The following is a 16282-nucleotide window of genomic DNA, read 5'->3' on the forward strand; positions in this document are numbered from 1 at the left end:
GATCATGACTAGACAGGTTGCTATCATAGGCGGTGGGCCGGCGGGACTGATGGCGGCGGAGCATCTTTCCGCTGTCGGATTTTCGGTGACCGTTTACGAGGCGATGCCCACCTTTGGGCGGAAGTTTCTGCTGGCCGGAAAGTCCGGGCTCAATATCACCCATGCGGAGGAGTTTGCCCGGTTTTCCGGTCGTTTCAGCTCGTCTTCGTCGCGGATGCAACCGGCGCTCGACGCGTTCACGCCATCGAATGTTCGCGCCTGGGCACAGGAGCTCGGAACGGAAACATTCGTCGGAACGTCGGGCCGAGTTTTTCCGGTTGCCATGAAAGCATCGCCACTGCTGCGCGCTTGGCTTGCCCGACTAGGCAACCAGGGCGTCGTGCTGAAGACCCGCCATCGCTGGACGGGGTTCGAAGGCGGCGGTTACCGATTTGAAACTGTTGATGGCGACCTTCTCATCCGCCCGGATGCGGTCATTCTGGCGGTTGGTGGTGCAAGCTGGCCACGGCTGGGTTCGGATGCGGCCTGGGTGCCGTGGCTGAAGGCCGAGGGGATTGCGGTAACGGAGTTCCAGGCGGCCAATTGCGGCTTCGACGTTGCGTGGAGCGACGTGTTCGTCGAGCGTTTTGCCGGGGCACCGCTCAAATCCGTCTCGACGCGATCGGATGCGGGCACCTATCAGGGCGAGTTCGTGATTTCGAAACACGGGATCGAAGGCAGCCTTGTCTATGCGCATTCGGCAGTCCTGCGTGAGCTGATCAACAGGGATGGAAAGGCGGCTCTTGATGTCGACCTCGTGCCGGGCCGCAGCTTTGAGCGTCTCGTGCGCGACCTCTCGCGGCAGGATGCGAAAGCGAGCTTTTCCAACCGGCTGCGCAAGGGTGCAGGCCTCGACGGTGTCAAGGCGGCCTTGCTGCGCGAGCTGATACCGGATGTGAACCGGATGCCGCCGGAGGATCTGGCGCGGGCGATCAAGGCGCTGCCGATCCCGCTGCTGCGTCCTCGCCCGATTGCGGAAGCGATCTCCTCGGCCGGTGGCATCGCCTGGGACGAGCTCGATAGCGGCTTCATGCTGGAGCGGCGTCCGGGTCTGTTCGCGGCCGGCGAAATGCTGGACTGGGAAGCGCCGACCGGCGGCTATCTTTTGACTGCCTGCTTTGCCACGGGTCTTGCCGCAGCGCGCGGCGTTGAAGCCTATCTCAAGACAGAGTGACTGCTGCTGCGTTCACCATCGGCCCGCGACAGGATAGACTGGCCGGGACTCAAACAGACGACGGTCCATGTTTTTCATTTCCAAGCTGATCTGGCTGCTCGCGCAGCCGCTTTCCATCGCCTTCCTGCTTTCGGCGCTTGCCGCTCTCTTCGCGTTTTTCGGCCTGCGGAAGCTTTCCGGCATCTCGGCACTTCTGAGTGCGCTCACCCTGTTCGTCACGCTCTATACGACGGCGGGCGCATTGGCGCTGCAGTCTCTCGAGGCTCGCTACGCCAAGCCGGCAACCGATCCTGCAGACCTCTCCTGCATGATCATTCTCGGCGGCGCCTTCGAGAGCGAGGTGACGGCCGCACGGGGTGGCATCGAGTTCAACCAGGCGGCGGACCGGTTTATCGAGGCGGGTCGGCTGGCGCTGCAATTTCCGCAGTCGCGCATCCTGATTTCCGGCGGCGACGGATCGTTCAGTGGGGTCTATGAAGGCGAAGCGCAGGCGTCCGAACGGTTTTTCACGGCCTTCGGCATAGCAGCGGACCGGGTGGTGAAGGAAAACACATCGCGCACCACCTACGAGAATACGCTCAATACAGCTGAAATTCTGAAGCAGCGTGGCTTCAGCGATTGCGCGCTGATCACCTCGGCCTTCCACATGCCCCGTTCCGTCGCCCTGTTTCAGAAGGCGGGAATAGCGGTCCGGCCTTGGCCCACCGACTTTCGCACCAGCGGCATCGTATCCGCCAAGCTGGATTTCACCCAGCCGGCGCTCAATACGCAGCTGACGGCGACGGCCGCGCGGGAGTGGATGGCCGTTCTCGGCTATAGGTTCGCGGGCCGTATCGACAGCATCAAGGCGCCCTGATCCCTAAAGGGGCCGCGATTACTGTTTCGAGATCGTCACGAAACGACCGCCGCGGACGCGGACCCGCATGACGCACGGCGCGGCATCGGTGCGCTCGCAGAACCGCGGATGCATCTGCAGCATGAACACCATGTTGCCGAAATACTGGACGAAATCGTAGCCGTAGATCTGAGCGGTGGCGATCATGATATAGCCGCCCTCCTTCGCCTGGACGTAGAAGTTCTGCGGGCAGCCATCTGCATTGCATTTGGGGCCGCGAACGCCGTCGCACGTCAGGTCGCTGTGATCGGTGACGACGTCCGTTATGCCATCATTGTTGATGTCGAAACGTTTGACGAAGCCCGGACCGAACTCGACTTTTCCGCAGGTTTTCTGGAAATGGCTCTTTTCCGTGACTTCCGGATCGCTGAACAGTTTCTGCTGGGCTGACGCGAAGGTCGGCAGCAGGACGAGAGCGACCAGAAGTATCAAGACCTTATTCACCGCACCTACCCATATTCTCAAATCATCTGTTCATGACATCATCGGACCTGACCGGAGATGCCGTTGCCGTCGTTAGCGTGATCATCTAGAGCAATGCACTTGCGCGACGCTGGAGAATGGAATGTCCCTGCTGATGATCCTCGATTATGCCGGCATCGCGGTGTTTGCCGCAACCGGTGCGCTTGCGGCATCGAGAAAGGAGCTCGATCTCATCGGGTTTTTGTTCTTTGCAGCCGTGACCGGGCTCGGCGGCGGCACGGTGCGTGACATCATTCTTGGCCGTACCCCGGTCTTCTGGGTTCTCGACCCGACCTATATCCTGATCTGCGTCGTAACCGGCGTTCTCGTCTACCTGACGGCACACCGGGTCGAATGGCGCTATCGCCTGCTGATCTGGCTCGATGCGGTGGGCCTTGCCGCCTACACGGTGCTGGGTGCGGCCAAGGGTCTGGCCGCGACCGGATCACCCACGATCGCGATCATCACCGGCGCGCTGACCGCGGCATTCGGCGGGATCCTGCGCGATCTTCTCGCAAACGAGCCTTCCGTGCTGCTGCGCTCGGAAATCTATATCACGGCCGCGATCGCCGGCGCGGGCGCGTTCACGGCGGCACAAGCGCTCGGTTTTCCGCAATATGTCAGTTCAGGCTTCGGGGTATGTGTCGCCTTCGCCTTGCGGGGCGGCGCGATCCATTACGGCTGGACGCTGCCACGCTACAAGTCACGTCCGGGGCGACCGGCAGACGAGGCGATCAAGGGCAAGGCCAGGGATTAGCCGCGCTTTTCGCGCAGCCGGATGATGACGTCGACATGGGCGATTTCCATGCCCTCGGGCGCATCCGGGAGATTGCCGATTTCCAGATTGCTGATCGGTATATCCAAAACCTCGTTGCGCCCTTCGACAAAGAAGTGATGGTGATCGGAAATATTGGTGTCGAAATAGGTGCGTGCGCTCTCCACCGCGAGAACGCGGATGAGGCCTGCCTCGGTAAACTGGTGGAGGGTATTATAGACGGTTGCGAGCGAGACCGGCACGCCGGCTTCCGTGGCTTCCGCGTGCAGTTCCTCGACCGTCAGATGCCGATCACCCTTTGCAAACAACAGATCCGCCAACGCGACGCGCTGCCTCGTCGGTCGAAGGCCGCAATGGCGCAATCTAATCTCGATGTTCGGCATGGCATCCGCCATATGTGCTTCGGCTCCAACCGTTTCGTCACACGGGATCTAATCTGATTTCCGATATAACTTTTAAGATGAATTCTTTCAATAGTGTCCCTTAGCACGTCCTTCCGCGGTCGGCAAAAACGCTAATTTTCGGTGTTTTACCACTGGTTTGCGCTCTCCGCTTCCTATATGCGGACCTGAATGCGATGCTTCCGCAGCTGCAGTCTTCCCCAGACAGCACCTGTGTTGTCATGGCAAGACTTCAATTTCGGCCCATATTGCTCTAAAGCTTGGGAAACAAAAGCTTCAAACGGGGGGAAACGGAAATTCATGTCCACCAGACAGTCCAGCTTCAGCTACGAAGAAATCCTCGCTTGCGCCCACGGTGATCTGTTTGGTCCCGGCAATGCGCAGCTGCCGTTGCCGCCCATGCTGATGGTCCACCGGATCACGGAGATCTCGGAAACCGGCGGCGCCTTCGACAAGGGTTACATCCGCGCTGAATACGACGTCCGTCCGGACGACTGGTATTTCCCCTGCCATTTCGAAGGCAACCCGATCATGCCGGGCTGCCTTGGCCTTGACGGCATGTGGCAGCTGACCGGCTTCTTCCTGGGCTGGCTGGGTGAACCCGGCCGCGGCATGGCGCTTTCGACCGGCGAAGTGAAGTTCAAGGGCATGATCCGCCCGGACACCAAGCTTCTGGAATATGGCATCGACTTCAAGCGCGTCATGAGGGGTCGCCTCGTGCTGGGCACCGCCGACGGCTGGCTGAAGGCCGATGGCGAGACCATCTATCAGGCGACGGACCTCCGCGTGGGTCTGTCCAAAGAAAAGACCGCCTGAACTGCTTGAAAAGCGCAGCTGTCGCAAACAACAAAGGTTTGATGAAATGAGACGGGTAGTTGTCACTGGGCTCGGTATCGTGTCCTCGATCGGTAACGACGCAGCCGAAGTCACCGAGTCCCTGCGGCAGGCAAAGTCCGGTATTTCTTTCTCGCCGGATTTCGCCGAGCACGGCTTCAAGTGCCAGGTCTGGGGCAAGCCCAACATCGATACGACGGAACTCGTCGATCGCCGCGCCATGCGTTTCCTCTCCCAGGGTGGAGCGTGGAACCATGTGGCGATGAAGCAGGCGCTGGCCGATTCCGGACTTGAGGAAAAGGATTACAGCGAGAACGAGCGCACCGGCATCATCATGGGTTCGGGCGGTCCTTCCACCCGCACCCTGATCGAAGCGGCCGAAACGACAATCAAGAACAACAGCCCGAAGCGGATCGGTCCGTTTGCCGTGCCGAAGGCGATGTCGTCGACAGCGTCTGCGACGCTTGCGACCTGGTTCAAGATCCACGGCGTCAACTACTCGATCTCGTCGGCCTGCTCGACATCTGCGCATTGCATCGGCAATGCCGCGGAGATGATCCAGTGGGGCAAGCAGGACGTGATGTTCGCCGGCGGCCACGAGGACCTCGACTGGACCATGTCGAACCTGTTCGACGCGATGGGCGCCATGTCCTCCAAGTACAACGACCAGCCTGCAACGGCTTCGCGCGCCTATGACGCTGACCGTGACGGTTTCGTCATCGCCGGTGGCGCGGGCGTTCTCGTGCTTGAGGAACTGGAGCATGCCAAGGCGCGCGGCGCCAAGATCTATGCAGAACTCACCGGCTACGGCGCCACATCCGATGGCTACGACATGGTCGCACCATCAGGCGAAGGCGCCATCCGCTGCATGCGTCAGGCGCTTGCCAACGTTGAAGGCGAGGTCGACTACATCAACACCCACGGCACCTCGACACCGGTTGGTGATTCCAAGGAAATCGGCGCTATCCGCGAAGTGTTCAAGGACAAGATCCCGCACATCCAGTCGACCAAGTCGCTGACCGGCCACTCGCTCGGCGGTGCCGGAGTGCAGGAATCCATCTACGGCCTTCTGATGATGCAGGAACGCTTTATCGGTGAAAGCGCGCACATCCAGACGCTGGATCCGGAATTTGACGGCGTACCGATCGTTCGCAAGCGGATCGACAATGCCAAGATCGACACTGTACTCTCCAACTCCTTCGGCTTCGGCGGCACCAACGCTACGCTCGTCTTCCAGCGTCATAACGGATAATTTGATGTCCGGGATCATGCAGGGCAAGCGCGGCCTGATCATGGGCGTTGCCAACAACCACTCGATCGCCTGGGGAATTGCCAAGGCGGTCGCGGCACAGGGTGCGGAAGTTGCCTTCACCTATCAGGGTGAGGCGCTGGGCAAGCGGGTCAGACCGCTTGCCGCCGAACTCGGCTCAGATTTCGTGGTTCCCTGCGACGTCGAAGATATCGCGTCGGTCGACGCAACGTTTGACGCGCTGCGCGAACGCTGGGGCACGATCGACTTTCTCGTTCATGCCATCGGCTTCTCCGACAAGAACGAGCTGAAGGGCCTCTACGCCGACACGACGCGCGAGAATTTCTCGCGTACGATGGTGATCTCCTGCTTTTCCTTCACGGAAATCGCCAAGCGCGCCGCAGCCCTGATGCCTGATGGCGGCTCTATGCTGACGCTGACCTATAACGGTTCACAGCGCGTCATTCCGAACTACAACGTGATGGGCGTTGCCAAGGCAGCGCTTGAGGCTTCCGTGCGGTATCTGGCCGCCGATTTTGGCCCGAACGACATCCGCGTCAACACGATCTCCGCCGGCCCCGTGCGCACGCTTGCCGGCGCCGGGATTTCCGATGCACGGGCGATCTACGCCTGGAACCAGCAGAACGCGCCGTTGCGCCGCACTGCCACGATCGAGGATATCGGCGGCTCCGCGCTCTATCTGCTGTCGGATCTCTCCCGCGGTGTGACCGGCGAAGTGCATTACGTGGACGCCGGATACAGCATCACCTCACTGCCAAGCCTCGACAGACTGCGCAAGTCCGACGCTCAGTAGGGTTTAGCGCCTGCTATCCTAACATGGGCGGGCATTCTCAAAATGCGTTCAATTCTCGGATCGCGTCCGCATTGCCGGCGTTCGCTGCCTGCTTGAGCAGTTCTTTCGAGCGCCGTGGATCGCTCGCTCTGATCAACTGCGAAAGCTTCAGCTGTGCCCAGTGATCGTGGGTGAAAGGCAGGCTCTTTTCGAAATAGCGCTGCGCAAGGGCAAGGTCCTTTGCGACACCCTCCCCGTCCATCAGCATGAAGGCCAGCATGTGGTATGCCCACAGGTTGCCTTTGCTGGCGGAGCGTTCGTACCAATCGACGGCCCGTGACGGATCAACCTGCAGGCTCCAGCCCTTCTGATAGAACCAGCCGACCTTCAGCTCCGCATGCATGTCGCCAGCGTCGGCGGACTGGCGATACCAGCGAAGCGCTTCCGGAAGATCGAGTGGGACACCGGAGCCTATCTCATAAGCTTCACCGAGCTTGTATGCTGCCGCAGCGTTGCCGTTCCTAGCCGCGAGCCGGAAGTAATGCGCGGCGATGCGAAGGTCATCCGGCCCTTTGACCTTGTATTCGCGATAGGTTTCCGCGGTGTTGAACCATTCCCAGGTCAGGCGGACGCTGGCACGCGGCTGATCGGCGCTCGCCGTTTCAGTGGCGATCAAGAGCAGAAGTGCTGAAACAACGCCTTTCATACAAAAACCCCGACTGCTCCAACGCAACTTCAGTGTGCATTCGAACTGTCGGGGCGGGCAATCCTAGATTTTGAGGGGTGAAGCTACTTCTTCGCCCAGAGGATCTTGAAGCGGGCATTGCGGCAGGTTTCGCCGTATTCCCGGAACGCTTCCTCGAGCACCGGCTCGTATTGCATGCCGCGATTGGCGACCAGCATCAGTCTGCCGCCGCTTCTGAGCGCGCCTGCCGCCGTGCGGATCATCGTCTTGCCCAGTTCCGGGTCCGCAGCCTGCGTCTCGTGGAAGGGCGGGTTCATGATGACGAGGTCGTATTTTTCCTTTGGCGGCTCGGTTCCCAGATCCTGCCAGAAGAAGCGGGCTTCGAGATCCGGGCAGTTATGTGCAACGTTCTGCTTTGCAAATTCCAGCGCCCGGTGATCGGCCTCGAACAGGTCGATCCGGTTCACGCGGGGCGAACGCTCGGCCAGCATGACGGACAGATAACCCCAGCCGGCACCGAAATCAGCGGCATTGCCGTCGAAATCCGTCGGCAAGCGGCTTACCAGAAGTTCGGAACCCGGATCGATGCGGTCGTGCGAGAACATGCCGGGAGCGGCCTGAAAGCGACCATCGACCGTCACGGCCGTTTTTTTCAGTGCCTGGATCGCGCCGGACGCATCCTCCGGCCGGCCGAACCAGATGGCAACGCCGTGATACTTCGGCGCGTAGTCCAGCGTGATGCCGAGCTTCAGCAGCATCGTGCGAATGGGTGCGATACCGTCTTCCTTGCCGCCGGCAACGACGATCAGGCCGCCAACCTTTACCCGCGCAAGCGCTTCGGCAATGCGGTTTTCGTTCTCGCCGCGATGCTTGCCGCACAGGACAAGCGCACCGTCGTAATCCTCGCCCTCGGGCTCGGGAAACGCGTTGTCGCGCAGGCTGCGGAACAGTGGGCGGAACGGCTGGATGGCCGTGATCTCGGCATCAAACCCGTCAGGCAGGGCATTGCCCGCTTCCGCACCCAGAAACAGTATGCGCTCACCCTCGCCGGGCGTTTGGATCGCGTCGGTGGCGAAGGGATGGAAAAGGGTCTTCAGGGCTTCTCGGGTCATGATCGGATCTCGGGCGGTCGTGTCGTCGGTGAAAACAAAAAAGGCGCGGAAGTTATTCCTTCCGCGCCTCGATCTCTCGATAGGTCGAGGGCTTATTCGGCAGCTTCGCCGTCAGCCTTCTTGACTTCCTGGCCGGTGGCCTGGTCGACGGCCTTCATCGACAGGCGAACCTTGCCGCGCTCGTCGAAGCCCATCAGCTTGACCCAGACCTTCTGACCTTCCTTGACCACGTCCTGGGTCTTGGCAACACGGTCAGAAGCGAGCTGGCTGATATGGACCAGACCGTCGCGGGCGCCGAAGAAGTTGACGAAGGCGCCGAAGTCGGCGGTCTTCACAACGGTACCTTCGTAGATGGTGCCGACTTCCGGTTCTGCAACGATCGAATGGATCCACTTGCGGGCCGCTTCGATTTCCTTGCCGGAGGCGGAGGCAATCTTGACGGTGCCGTCGTCTTCGATGTTGATCTTGGCGCCGGTCTTTTCGACGATTTCGCGGATGACCTTGCCACCCGAACCGATGACTTCACGGATCTTGTCGACCGGGATGTTCATCACTTCGATGCGCGGTGCGAATTCGCCGAGTTCCGAGCGACCTTCGGTGATGGCGTTGGCCATTTCGGCGAGGATGTGCTTGCGGCCACCCTGTGCCTGGCCGAGCGCGACCTTCATGATCTCTTCGGTGATGCCGGCGATCTTGATGTCCATCTGCAGCGAGGTGATGCCGTCGACAGTACCTGCAACCTTGAAGTCCATGTCGCCGAGATGATCTTCGTCACCGAGGATGTCGGAGAGAACGGCAAAGCGTTCGCCTTCGAGGATCAGGCCCATGGCGATACCGGCAACAGGCTTTGCGAGCGGGACGCCAGCGTCCATCAGAGCAAGCGAGGTGCCGCAGACGGTTGCCATCGAGGACGAGCCGTTCGACTCGGTGATCTCGGAGACGACGCGCAGCGTGTACGGGAACTGTTCAGCCGTTGGCAGCATCGGACGGATAGCGCGCCATGCGAGCTTGCCATGGCCGATTTCGCGACGTCCTGGGGAACCCATGCGGCCGGTTTCACCAACCGAGAAGGGAGGGAAGTTGTAATGCAGAAGGAAGCGTTCCTTGTACATGCCGGTCAGGCTATCGACATACTGTTCGTCTTCGCCGGTGCCGAGCGTCGCAACAACGATCGCCTGGGTTTCGCCGCGTGTGAACAGGGCCGAACCGTGGGTGCGCGGCAGGATGCCGACTTCAGACACGATCTTGCGAACGGTCTCGAGATCACGGCCGTCGATGCGGCTCTTGGTGTCGAGGATGTTCCAGCGAACGATCTTCGCCTGCAGGTGCTTGAAGGTCGCGCCGATGACTTCGGCCGGGTACATCGGCTCTACGCCTTCTGGGAAGAAGTGTGCCTTGACCTTCGCCTTGACGGCGTCGACGGCAGCGTAGCGTTCAGCCTTCTGCGTGTTCTTGTAGGCGGTGCGCAGTTCGGCTTCGAAGTGCTGCAGCATTTCGGCTTCGAGCGCGGAATGATCTTCCGGCTGGAAATCGCGTGGCTCCTTGGCGGCAACTTCAGCGAGCTTGATGATCGCGTCGATAACCGGCTGGAAGCCCTTGTGGCCGAACATGACGGCGCCGAGCATGATCTCTTCGTTGAGTTCCTTGGCTTCCGACTCGACCATCAGGACGGCGTCCTGGGTGCCGGCAACGACGAGGTCGAGAACCGACTCGTCCATCTCGTCGAGATGCGGGTTCAGAACGTATTCGCCGTTGATGTAGCCGACGCGTGCGCCGCCAACCGGGCCCATGAAGGGTACGCCCGAGATCGTCAGGGCAGCGGAGGCTGCAACCATCGACAATACGTCCGGATCGTTCTCAAGGTCGTGCTGGATGACGGTAACGACGACCTGGGTCTCGTTCTTGTAGCCTTCCGGGAAGAGCGGGCGGATCGGACGGTCGATCAGGCGGGAAACCAGCGTTTCCTTTTCCGACGGGCGACCTTCGCGCTTGAAATAGCCGCCCGGGATCTTGCCGGCGGCATAGGTCTTTTCCTGGTAGTTTACGGTCAGCGGGAAGAAGTCCTGGCCGGGCTTGGCCGACTTGGCCGAAACAACGGTGGCGAGAACGACGGTTTCGCCGTAGGTGGCGAGAACCGCGCCGTCAGCCTGGCGGGCGATCTTGCCCGTTTCAAGCTTCAGCGGGCGGCCTGCCCATTCGATTTCGACGGAGTGGGTATTGAACATATGGTGTCCTTTAATGCGGGAGCACGCGCAGTGCCGTAGCCGGCGCAGTGCATAGTCGACCGCAATCGATGTGACAGATCACGGGCAAGACAACGGGAGGCTTCGGGTCGGCGACTTCGGTGGTCGACGTCTGATCAGGGTCTTTGAGTGATCCCTGGTCGAAAGCATCCGGCAATCCTGCCCCATGACAGGTCAACGGTTTGGTTTTTGCAGATCCGGCCCATCCGGGTCTGCGGGCATTCTTGCGGCGCGAGATAAAGCGCATCGCAAACATTGCATCGGACGCTTGGCCCGAATGAGAAACCGGCAGGCGCCCGATTGAGCGCCCGCCGGAAATTTTTAGCGGCGAATGCCCAGAGCAGCAATCAACTTGCTGTAACGGGATTCGTCTTTCTTCTTGACGTAGTCGAGAAGCGAACGACGTGTGGAAACCATTGTCAGAAGGCCACGACGGGAGTGGTTGTCCTTCTTGTGGCCCTTGAAGTGTTCGGTCAGATTGTTGATCCGCTCGGTGAGGATCGCAACCTGGACTTCCGGCGAACCGGTGTCGCCTTCAACGGTTGCGTATTCCTTGATGAGTTCGGCCTTGCGCTCTGCAGTGATCGACATCGTGTTATCCTTTCGAATATGAGGATTATGGGTCGCCTAAGGCCGGGATGTCGTCCAGTCTTGGCCGTGAAACGCAAAACAGGCGGAAAAGCCTGCTTTTGCTGGCGGTGCCTATAGACCATTCAAGGAGAGAATGGAAGAGGCTCAGCCAAACACCCGCTTGGGACGGAACTCTCCCTGGCCGATCTCGCCGATGGCGAGCAGCTTGCCGCGCACGGTCGCATAGGCTTCCGCTTCGTCAGCCGGTGCATCGCGGCCGCGCAGGATAATCGGATTGCCCATCTTGATGCGGTGGGCCTGATCGTCTGTGACAGGCAGATGCGGCAGGCTGGAAAGCGCTTCAGACGTGTTGATCATGAAGGCATCAAGCGCTGCAAGCCGTTCGTCGCGATCCTCGATCTGTTCCAGCGCCACAAGTTCGGCGAGCGGCACCATACGGTCTTCAGCAAAGGGCGCAACGAAGGTGCGGCGCAGTTCCGAGATATGACCGTAGCAGCCGAGATCGCGGCCGAAGTCGCGGGCGAGCGCCCGAACATAGGTGCCTTTGCCGCATTCCACTTCGAAATGCGCCTTGTCTGCCGTTACGCCGAGCAGCGTCAGGCGGAAGATCTGGACCTCGCGCGACGGGATCTCGACAATTTCGCCGTCGCGGGCGAGGTCATAGGCCCGTTCGCCGGCAATCTTGATGGCGGAAAACTGTGGCGGGATCTGATTGATCGTGCCGGTGTAGTTGGGCAGAAGTGCGCGGATCTGTTCTTCGCTCGGACGGCTGTCGGACGATGCGGTAACGGCGCCTTCGAGGTCGTCGGTCGACCTCTCCTCGCCCCAGGTAACGGCGAATTCGTAGATCTTCCGCCCATCCATGACATAGGGCACGGTCTTCGTCGCATCGCCGAGCGCGATCGGCAGCATGCCGGACGCAAGCGGATCCAGCGTGCCGGCATGGCCGCACTTCTGGGCATTGAACAGCCACTTGATCTTGGACACGGCTTCGGTCGAGCCGAAATCGATCGGTTTGTCGAGAATAAGCCAGCCGGAAACCGGCCGGCCCTTTGGTTTGCGGGGTTTGGACATCAATACTTCTTGATTGTTATTTCTGGTCTTTGGTTTCGTCGCTGTTGAGATCACGCTGGACCTCCGGCGAGCGAAGCAGCTCGTCGATCTTCTTGTAGTTGTCGAAGCTCGTATCGTCGCGGAAGCGCACTTCCGGCATGTATTTCATCTGACGGAGCTGGCCGGCTATTCGGCCGCGGATATACTTGGCATGCCGGTTAAGCGCTGCGATCACGATGTCATGGTCAGCGACGCCAAGGGGCGTCACATAGGCCGTCGCGACCTTCAGATCGGTCGACATGCGCACTTCCGAAACGGAAATCACGGTTTTCTCGAGCAGGTCGTCGCGAACTTCGCCACGTTGCAGGACCTGGGTGATGGCGGCGCGTACCTGTTCGCCAACACGAAGCATGCGCTGCGACGGCGCCGAGGATGTGGGCTTGGTCATGTTGTTTCTTTCGTATAACGCCGCCGGGGCTCGTCCCGATGGGGCGCTTCGTCAAATGAAGGCGGTCACATGACAAAGGCCCGGCGAAAGGTCAAGGTCCAGCGGGTATTTAATCGGTCTGACTTGGAGGCCGTCGATGCCGATGACACCTGAAAACAGCGTGTCGTCACTCATGCAACCGAGACGAGGGACGTTTCGCCAAGGGGTGCGGTTCCCATGATCTTTGCGTGCAGTTCACGTTCCAAACCCATTGTGTAAAGGGCGGAAATGCGAGCCCCGAGTTCGATGAGGGCAGGCTCGATGGCGGCCAGTGGCCGGGCGCTTGCGAAGGCTTCGCCCTCTTCCGCGCAGGCCCGCAAAACCTCACCAAGCTCAATCTTGAAATCAAGCCGAGCAAGCGAGGCATCGATTTCGCCGACGGCGGATCGGCTGTGTTCGCCAAGCAGCGACATTTCGGTCTCCCTGCGATCGCCGACAACGCGGATATTGGCGAGTGCCTGTTCGAGCCGAAGATCGAGCGAGCCGCCCGTATCTTCGCAGGCGCTGAGCTTTTGCGCAGATTCTTCCAGCATTCTGAGATGAACGAGGATCTTGTCGGCGGCACCATCCAGTTCGCCCGCGTAATTGCGCAGTTCGGCGGCAACCACGTTGATCGCCTTGCCCTGATCTCCGATCCTGCCGCAGCGCAGATTGGTATTGAGGGCCATGTAGTGAATATCGGTGCGGACCAGTTGCACGACGCCGATGCTGGTGACGAGCTCGCTTACGGTCTGGCCGGTCGACCGGCTGAGTTCCGACGCCTCGCCGGCAACGGCTTCGATCTGGCGAACCGCCTCGCGCGCAACTTCAACGCCGGTTTCAAGCTGGCGCATGGCGGTGTCGCCGCCCTGGCCTTCTGCCATCGTTTCCCGGATTACATCGATCTTCTGGAGATCTGAACGGAAACTCGCCACGCTTGCGACGATCTTTGCCGTGTCACGCTCGAAATGATCGATGGACTGCCTGAGCTGATGGGAGACAAGCCTCCGGATGACAGCGGACAGGTTGTCGCGCTGAGGACCGGTCAGCGGCGTAGCGTCCGGTGAGGCCAGAAAATCGTCGAGGAGCGTGAGCGTTGACTGACAATGCTCGATCCTCTGGCGGGTTGTGTCGCCGATCTGCATGGCAGACAGCGTCGAGGCGAGCTTGGTCTGGATGCCGCGCGCGATTGCCCGGACGCTTGCAGCCTGTTCGATCATCGATCTGCGATTGAGAGCGATCGCCTCGCCACCGTTCGACAGTCCCGCTGCGACTTGCGGGATGGCATCCTCGTAGGAGCTCACAATCCTCTTCCCTCTTGTGATCAGGGAACCCAGTCCCTGGCCGAGATACTGGACCTTGTCCGAGAAATCATTGACCTGACGGGTGCCGTCCTGAATCCTTTGCAGGATTTCCTCGGCAAATCCTGCAAAGTCGGCAATTCCGGCGCCGGTGATCTTTGCAGTAACTGCAAAGGTGCGCAGATAGCGGAGGGTTTCCTGCATGTCCTCGGCATGGCCCTTCAGGTGCCCCTGGGCGTCGGAAATGAGGACGAACTGGACCTGTCGGCCTTTCTCGTTTTCGCTCAGCTGCGAAAGCCGCGCGACCGTCTGGGTGAGCTCGGACAGGGATGCGTTCGCCGTTTCTTCGTCGAGCGAGCTCTCGGCCTGATCGAGCGAGGCGACCAAGCGGTTGAGAACGTCGAGAATAGAGAGAAGCGCTCGTCCGCCTTCGGTGAAGCGTTCCTCAAGGCGCGAACGGGCAGCGTCCAGCCGCGCGGCAAACGCCGAGGCGTCTGCGGAAACACCCTCTTCTATCGATACGACCGCTCTGACTGCCATGTCCACCACCTTTTCCAGCTTCGCCGCAACGTTGAGTTCGTCGCTGGAAAAACCGTTCGCCCTGTTTGTTGTGGGACACGTCTCCGCCTGAAGCAGGCACGGGTGTCCTCGAATAGCTGGACAGTGCCGGTGCAACGGTTAACTGAACAAGAACCGATCGCGGAGTTGCGTGTACGTGGTTAACCATTGCCGCTCGTTCGGAACACGATGGTGCAGCATAGAGAGATCCTGACCAGCACCAAGAAACGCGATACGATGGCGCTATAAAACGGGAAATCTCTTCTCGTTTTTCCTATATCGCAGGCATCGTTCGTATTTTAAGAGCAATTTTTCAGGAAGGACCGCCCTGATGACCGAGAAAACTCCTGCCGACAATTTTCCTGCCGGCTACGAGCCGCCGAAGATCTGGACCTGGGAAAAGGGCAATGGCGGCCAGTTCGCCAGTATCAACCGCCCGATCGCCGGCCCGACGCAGGACAAGGAACTGCCGGTCGGAAGGCATCCGCTGCAGCTCTATTCGCTGGGCACGCCAAACGGCGTCAAGGTGACGATCATGCTGGAAGAGCTTCTGGCAGCCGGTCACACACAGGCCGAGTATGACGCCTGGATGATCAATATCGGCAAGGGCGATCAGTTCGGATCCGGCTTTGTCGACATCAATCCGAACTCGAAAATCCCCGCGCTTTGCGACCATGCGCCAAAGGACGGCGGCAAGCCGCTGCGCGTGTTCGAATCGGCCTCGATCCTCGTCTATCTGGCGGAGAAGTTCGGCGCCTTCCTGCCGACGGATTTGCGCACCCGCACGGAAACCATGAACTGGCTGTTCTGGCAGATGGGTTCGGCACCGTTCCTCGGCGGCGGCTTCGGGCATTTCTACGCCTATGCGCCGATCAAGATCAAATACGCGATCGACCGCTATGCGATGGAGACGAAACGCCAGCTTGACGTGCTTGACCGGCATCTTGGCGACAACCGTTATATGGCGGGCGACGAGTATACGATTGCGGACATGGCGATTTTCCCCTGGTACGGCACGCTGGCGCTTGGCCAGGTTTACGGCGATGCAGGTGATTTTCTTGAGGTAAAGAGCTATGAGAACCTGCAGCGCTGGACGGCGGAGGTTTTCGCACGGCCTGGCGTCAAGCGCGGCCGCATGGTCAACCGGACATCCGGCGAGCCATCCGAGCAGCTGCATGAGCGCCACGACGCTTCGGATTTCGATACGAAGACACAAGACAAGATCGGCTAAAAGCCGATCAGCCGCATAGGACTTGAGGATACGAACATGGCAAACCTGCCTGAAATGACAAAACACCGAGGCTTTCCGGGCGGGATGCCAAGCACGGGGGTGCAGTTCACCATCCGCCGGGCCAATCCGAAAGGCGTGACGCCGATCAAGGCTCTGCCGCGCAGGGCTCGTCCCGGCACGAAAGAGCACAAGATCGACGGGGCATTTCTGCATGCGCTATGGCATCACTTCGGCACCGAACCCTTCGAGCGCGGCAATCTCGATGCCGCGCGTCTGAGCCTTCTGTTCGGGCGCGAAGTGCTGCCGGCCGACAAAACGTTTGATCCGCTTTCCTATGAGGCGATGCTTGTCATCAACGAAAAGCTGGCGCGGCAGAACTTTCCGGAATCGTTCGAGAATATCTTCGAGATCTGAGATCGA

The 16282-nt window shown here is 60.1% G+C and carries 17 protein-coding genes; 8 read left to right on the forward strand and 9 right to left on the reverse strand.

All coding sequences use genetic code 11. The features are described from left to right. The first annotated feature begins 1 nt into the window (after position 1). Together IFT59_RS18315 and IFT59_RS18320 are read left to right on the forward strand one after the other, a co-directional pair. Positions 2-1213 carry a TIGR03862 family flavoprotein gene (locus IFT59_RS18315; RefSeq protein WP_192087770.1) on the forward strand — a complete coding sequence of 404 codons (1212 nt, stop codon included), beginning with the start codon at positions 2-4 and terminating at the stop codon, positions 1211-1213. Between the two features lie 67 nt (positions 1214-1280). Continuing rightward, on the forward strand, positions 1281-2069 hold the full coding sequence (locus IFT59_RS18320) for a YdcF family protein (protein WP_192087729.1): 789 nt from the start codon (positions 1281-1283) through the stop codon (positions 2067-2069). 18 nt (positions 2070-2087) lie between these two features. On the opposite strand, the gene IFT59_RS18325 is transcribed toward IFT59_RS18320, so the two are convergent. Beyond that, the gene (locus IFT59_RS18325; RefSeq protein ID WP_092664052.1) at positions 2088-2552 is read right to left on the reverse strand and encodes a hypothetical protein; all 465 of its coding nucleotides are present in this window, start codon (positions 2550-2552) and stop codon (positions 2088-2090) included. A 121-nt stretch (positions 2553-2673) separates the two neighbouring features. Between IFT59_RS18325 and IFT59_RS18330 the strand changes: the two genes are divergently transcribed. Beyond that, on the forward strand, positions 2674-3327 hold the full coding sequence (locus tag IFT59_RS18330) for a trimeric intracellular cation channel family protein (protein WP_192087730.1): 654 nt from the start codon (positions 2674-2676) through the stop codon (positions 3325-3327). On the opposite strand, the gene irrA is transcribed toward IFT59_RS18330, so the two are convergent. Then, on the reverse strand, positions 3324-3740 hold the full coding sequence (irrA, locus tag IFT59_RS18335) for an iron response transcriptional regulator IrrA (RefSeq protein WP_062454247.1): 417 nt from the start codon (positions 3738-3740) through the stop codon (positions 3324-3326). The genes IFT59_RS18330 and irrA overlap by 4 nt on opposite strands. Before the next feature lie 306 nt (positions 3741-4046). Here irrA and fabA point away from each other — a divergent pair, with 306 nt between their 5' ends. Genes fabA through fabI form a run of 3 tightly spaced genes read left to right on the forward strand, consistent with a single transcriptional unit; the run spans position 4047 to position 6643 of the window. Next, positions 4047-4562 (forward strand): 3-hydroxyacyl-[acyl-carrier-protein] dehydratase FabA, encoded by a 516-nt coding sequence (gene fabA, locus IFT59_RS18340; protein WP_062578496.1) that lies wholly within the window; start codon positions 4047-4049, stop codon positions 4560-4562. 46 nt (positions 4563-4608) lie between these two features. Further along, positions 4609-5832 carry a beta-ketoacyl-ACP synthase I gene (gene fabB, locus IFT59_RS18345; protein WP_062454249.1) on the forward strand — a complete coding sequence of 408 codons (1224 nt, stop codon included), beginning with the start codon at positions 4609-4611 and terminating at the stop codon, positions 5830-5832. A 4-nt stretch (positions 5833-5836) separates the two neighbouring features. Further along, entirely contained in the window at positions 5837-6643 is an 807-nt protein-coding gene (gene fabI / locus IFT59_RS18350) for an enoyl-ACP reductase FabI (RefSeq protein WP_192087731.1), read from the forward strand. Positions 6644-6680: 37 nt separating this feature from the next. On the opposite strand, the gene IFT59_RS18355 is transcribed toward fabI, so the two are convergent. The 7 genes from IFT59_RS18355 to IFT59_RS18385 all read right to left on the reverse strand — a co-directional run bounded on the left by IFT59_RS18355 (position 6681) and on the right by IFT59_RS18385 (position 14613). After that, complete coding sequence (locus IFT59_RS18355; RefSeq protein WP_192087732.1) at positions 6681-7328, reverse strand: tetratricopeptide repeat protein; 648 nt, start codon at positions 7326-7328, stop codon at positions 6681-6683. Positions 7329-7411: 83 nt separating this feature from the next. Further along, positions 7412-8419 (reverse strand): class I SAM-dependent methyltransferase, encoded by a 1008-nt coding sequence (locus IFT59_RS18360; protein WP_184654309.1) that lies wholly within the window; start codon positions 8417-8419, stop codon positions 7412-7414. A 92-nt stretch (positions 8420-8511) separates the two neighbouring features. Continuing rightward, positions 8512-10644 carry a polyribonucleotide nucleotidyltransferase gene (pnp, locus tag IFT59_RS18365; RefSeq protein ID WP_192087733.1) on the reverse strand — a complete coding sequence of 711 codons (2133 nt, stop codon included), beginning with the start codon at positions 10642-10644 and terminating at the stop codon, positions 8512-8514. A 339-nt stretch (positions 10645-10983) separates the two neighbouring features. Next, the gene (gene rpsO, locus IFT59_RS18370; RefSeq protein WP_062454254.1) at positions 10984-11253 is read right to left on the reverse strand and encodes a 30S ribosomal protein S15; all 270 of its coding nucleotides are present in this window, start codon (positions 11251-11253) and stop codon (positions 10984-10986) included. 144 nt (positions 11254-11397) lie between these two features. Beyond that, the gene (truB, locus tag IFT59_RS18375) at positions 11398-12327 is read right to left on the reverse strand and encodes a tRNA pseudouridine(55) synthase TruB (RefSeq protein ID WP_192087734.1); all 930 of its coding nucleotides are present in this window, start codon (positions 12325-12327) and stop codon (positions 11398-11400) included. Between the two features lie 16 nt (positions 12328-12343). Continuing rightward, complete coding sequence (gene rbfA, locus IFT59_RS18380) at positions 12344-12754, reverse strand: 30S ribosome-binding factor RbfA (RefSeq protein ID WP_062454256.1); 411 nt, start codon at positions 12752-12754, stop codon at positions 12344-12346. A gap of 170 nt (positions 12755-12924) precedes the next feature. After that, entirely contained in the window at positions 12925-14613 is a 1689-nt protein-coding gene (locus IFT59_RS18385) for a chemotaxis protein (protein WP_192087735.1), read from the reverse strand. Positions 14614-14962: 349 nt separating this feature from the next. On the opposite strand from IFT59_RS18385, the gene yghU reads away from it, so the two are divergent. Then, positions 14963-15862, forward strand: coding sequence for a glutathione-dependent disulfide-bond oxidoreductase (gene yghU / locus IFT59_RS18390; RefSeq protein WP_192087736.1), 900 nt, complete (start codon positions 14963-14965; stop codon positions 15860-15862). A gap of 36 nt (positions 15863-15898) precedes the next feature. After that, complete coding sequence (locus IFT59_RS18395) at positions 15899-16276, forward strand: hypothetical protein (RefSeq protein ID WP_062454259.1); 378 nt, start codon at positions 15899-15901, stop codon at positions 16274-16276. Positions 16277-16282: the final 6 nt, after the last annotated feature.

This window comes from Rhizobium sp. CFBP 8752 (genome assembly GCF_014842035.1).
Lineage (GTDB): Bacteria > Pseudomonadota > Alphaproteobacteria > Rhizobiales > Rhizobiaceae > Neorhizobium > Neorhizobium soli.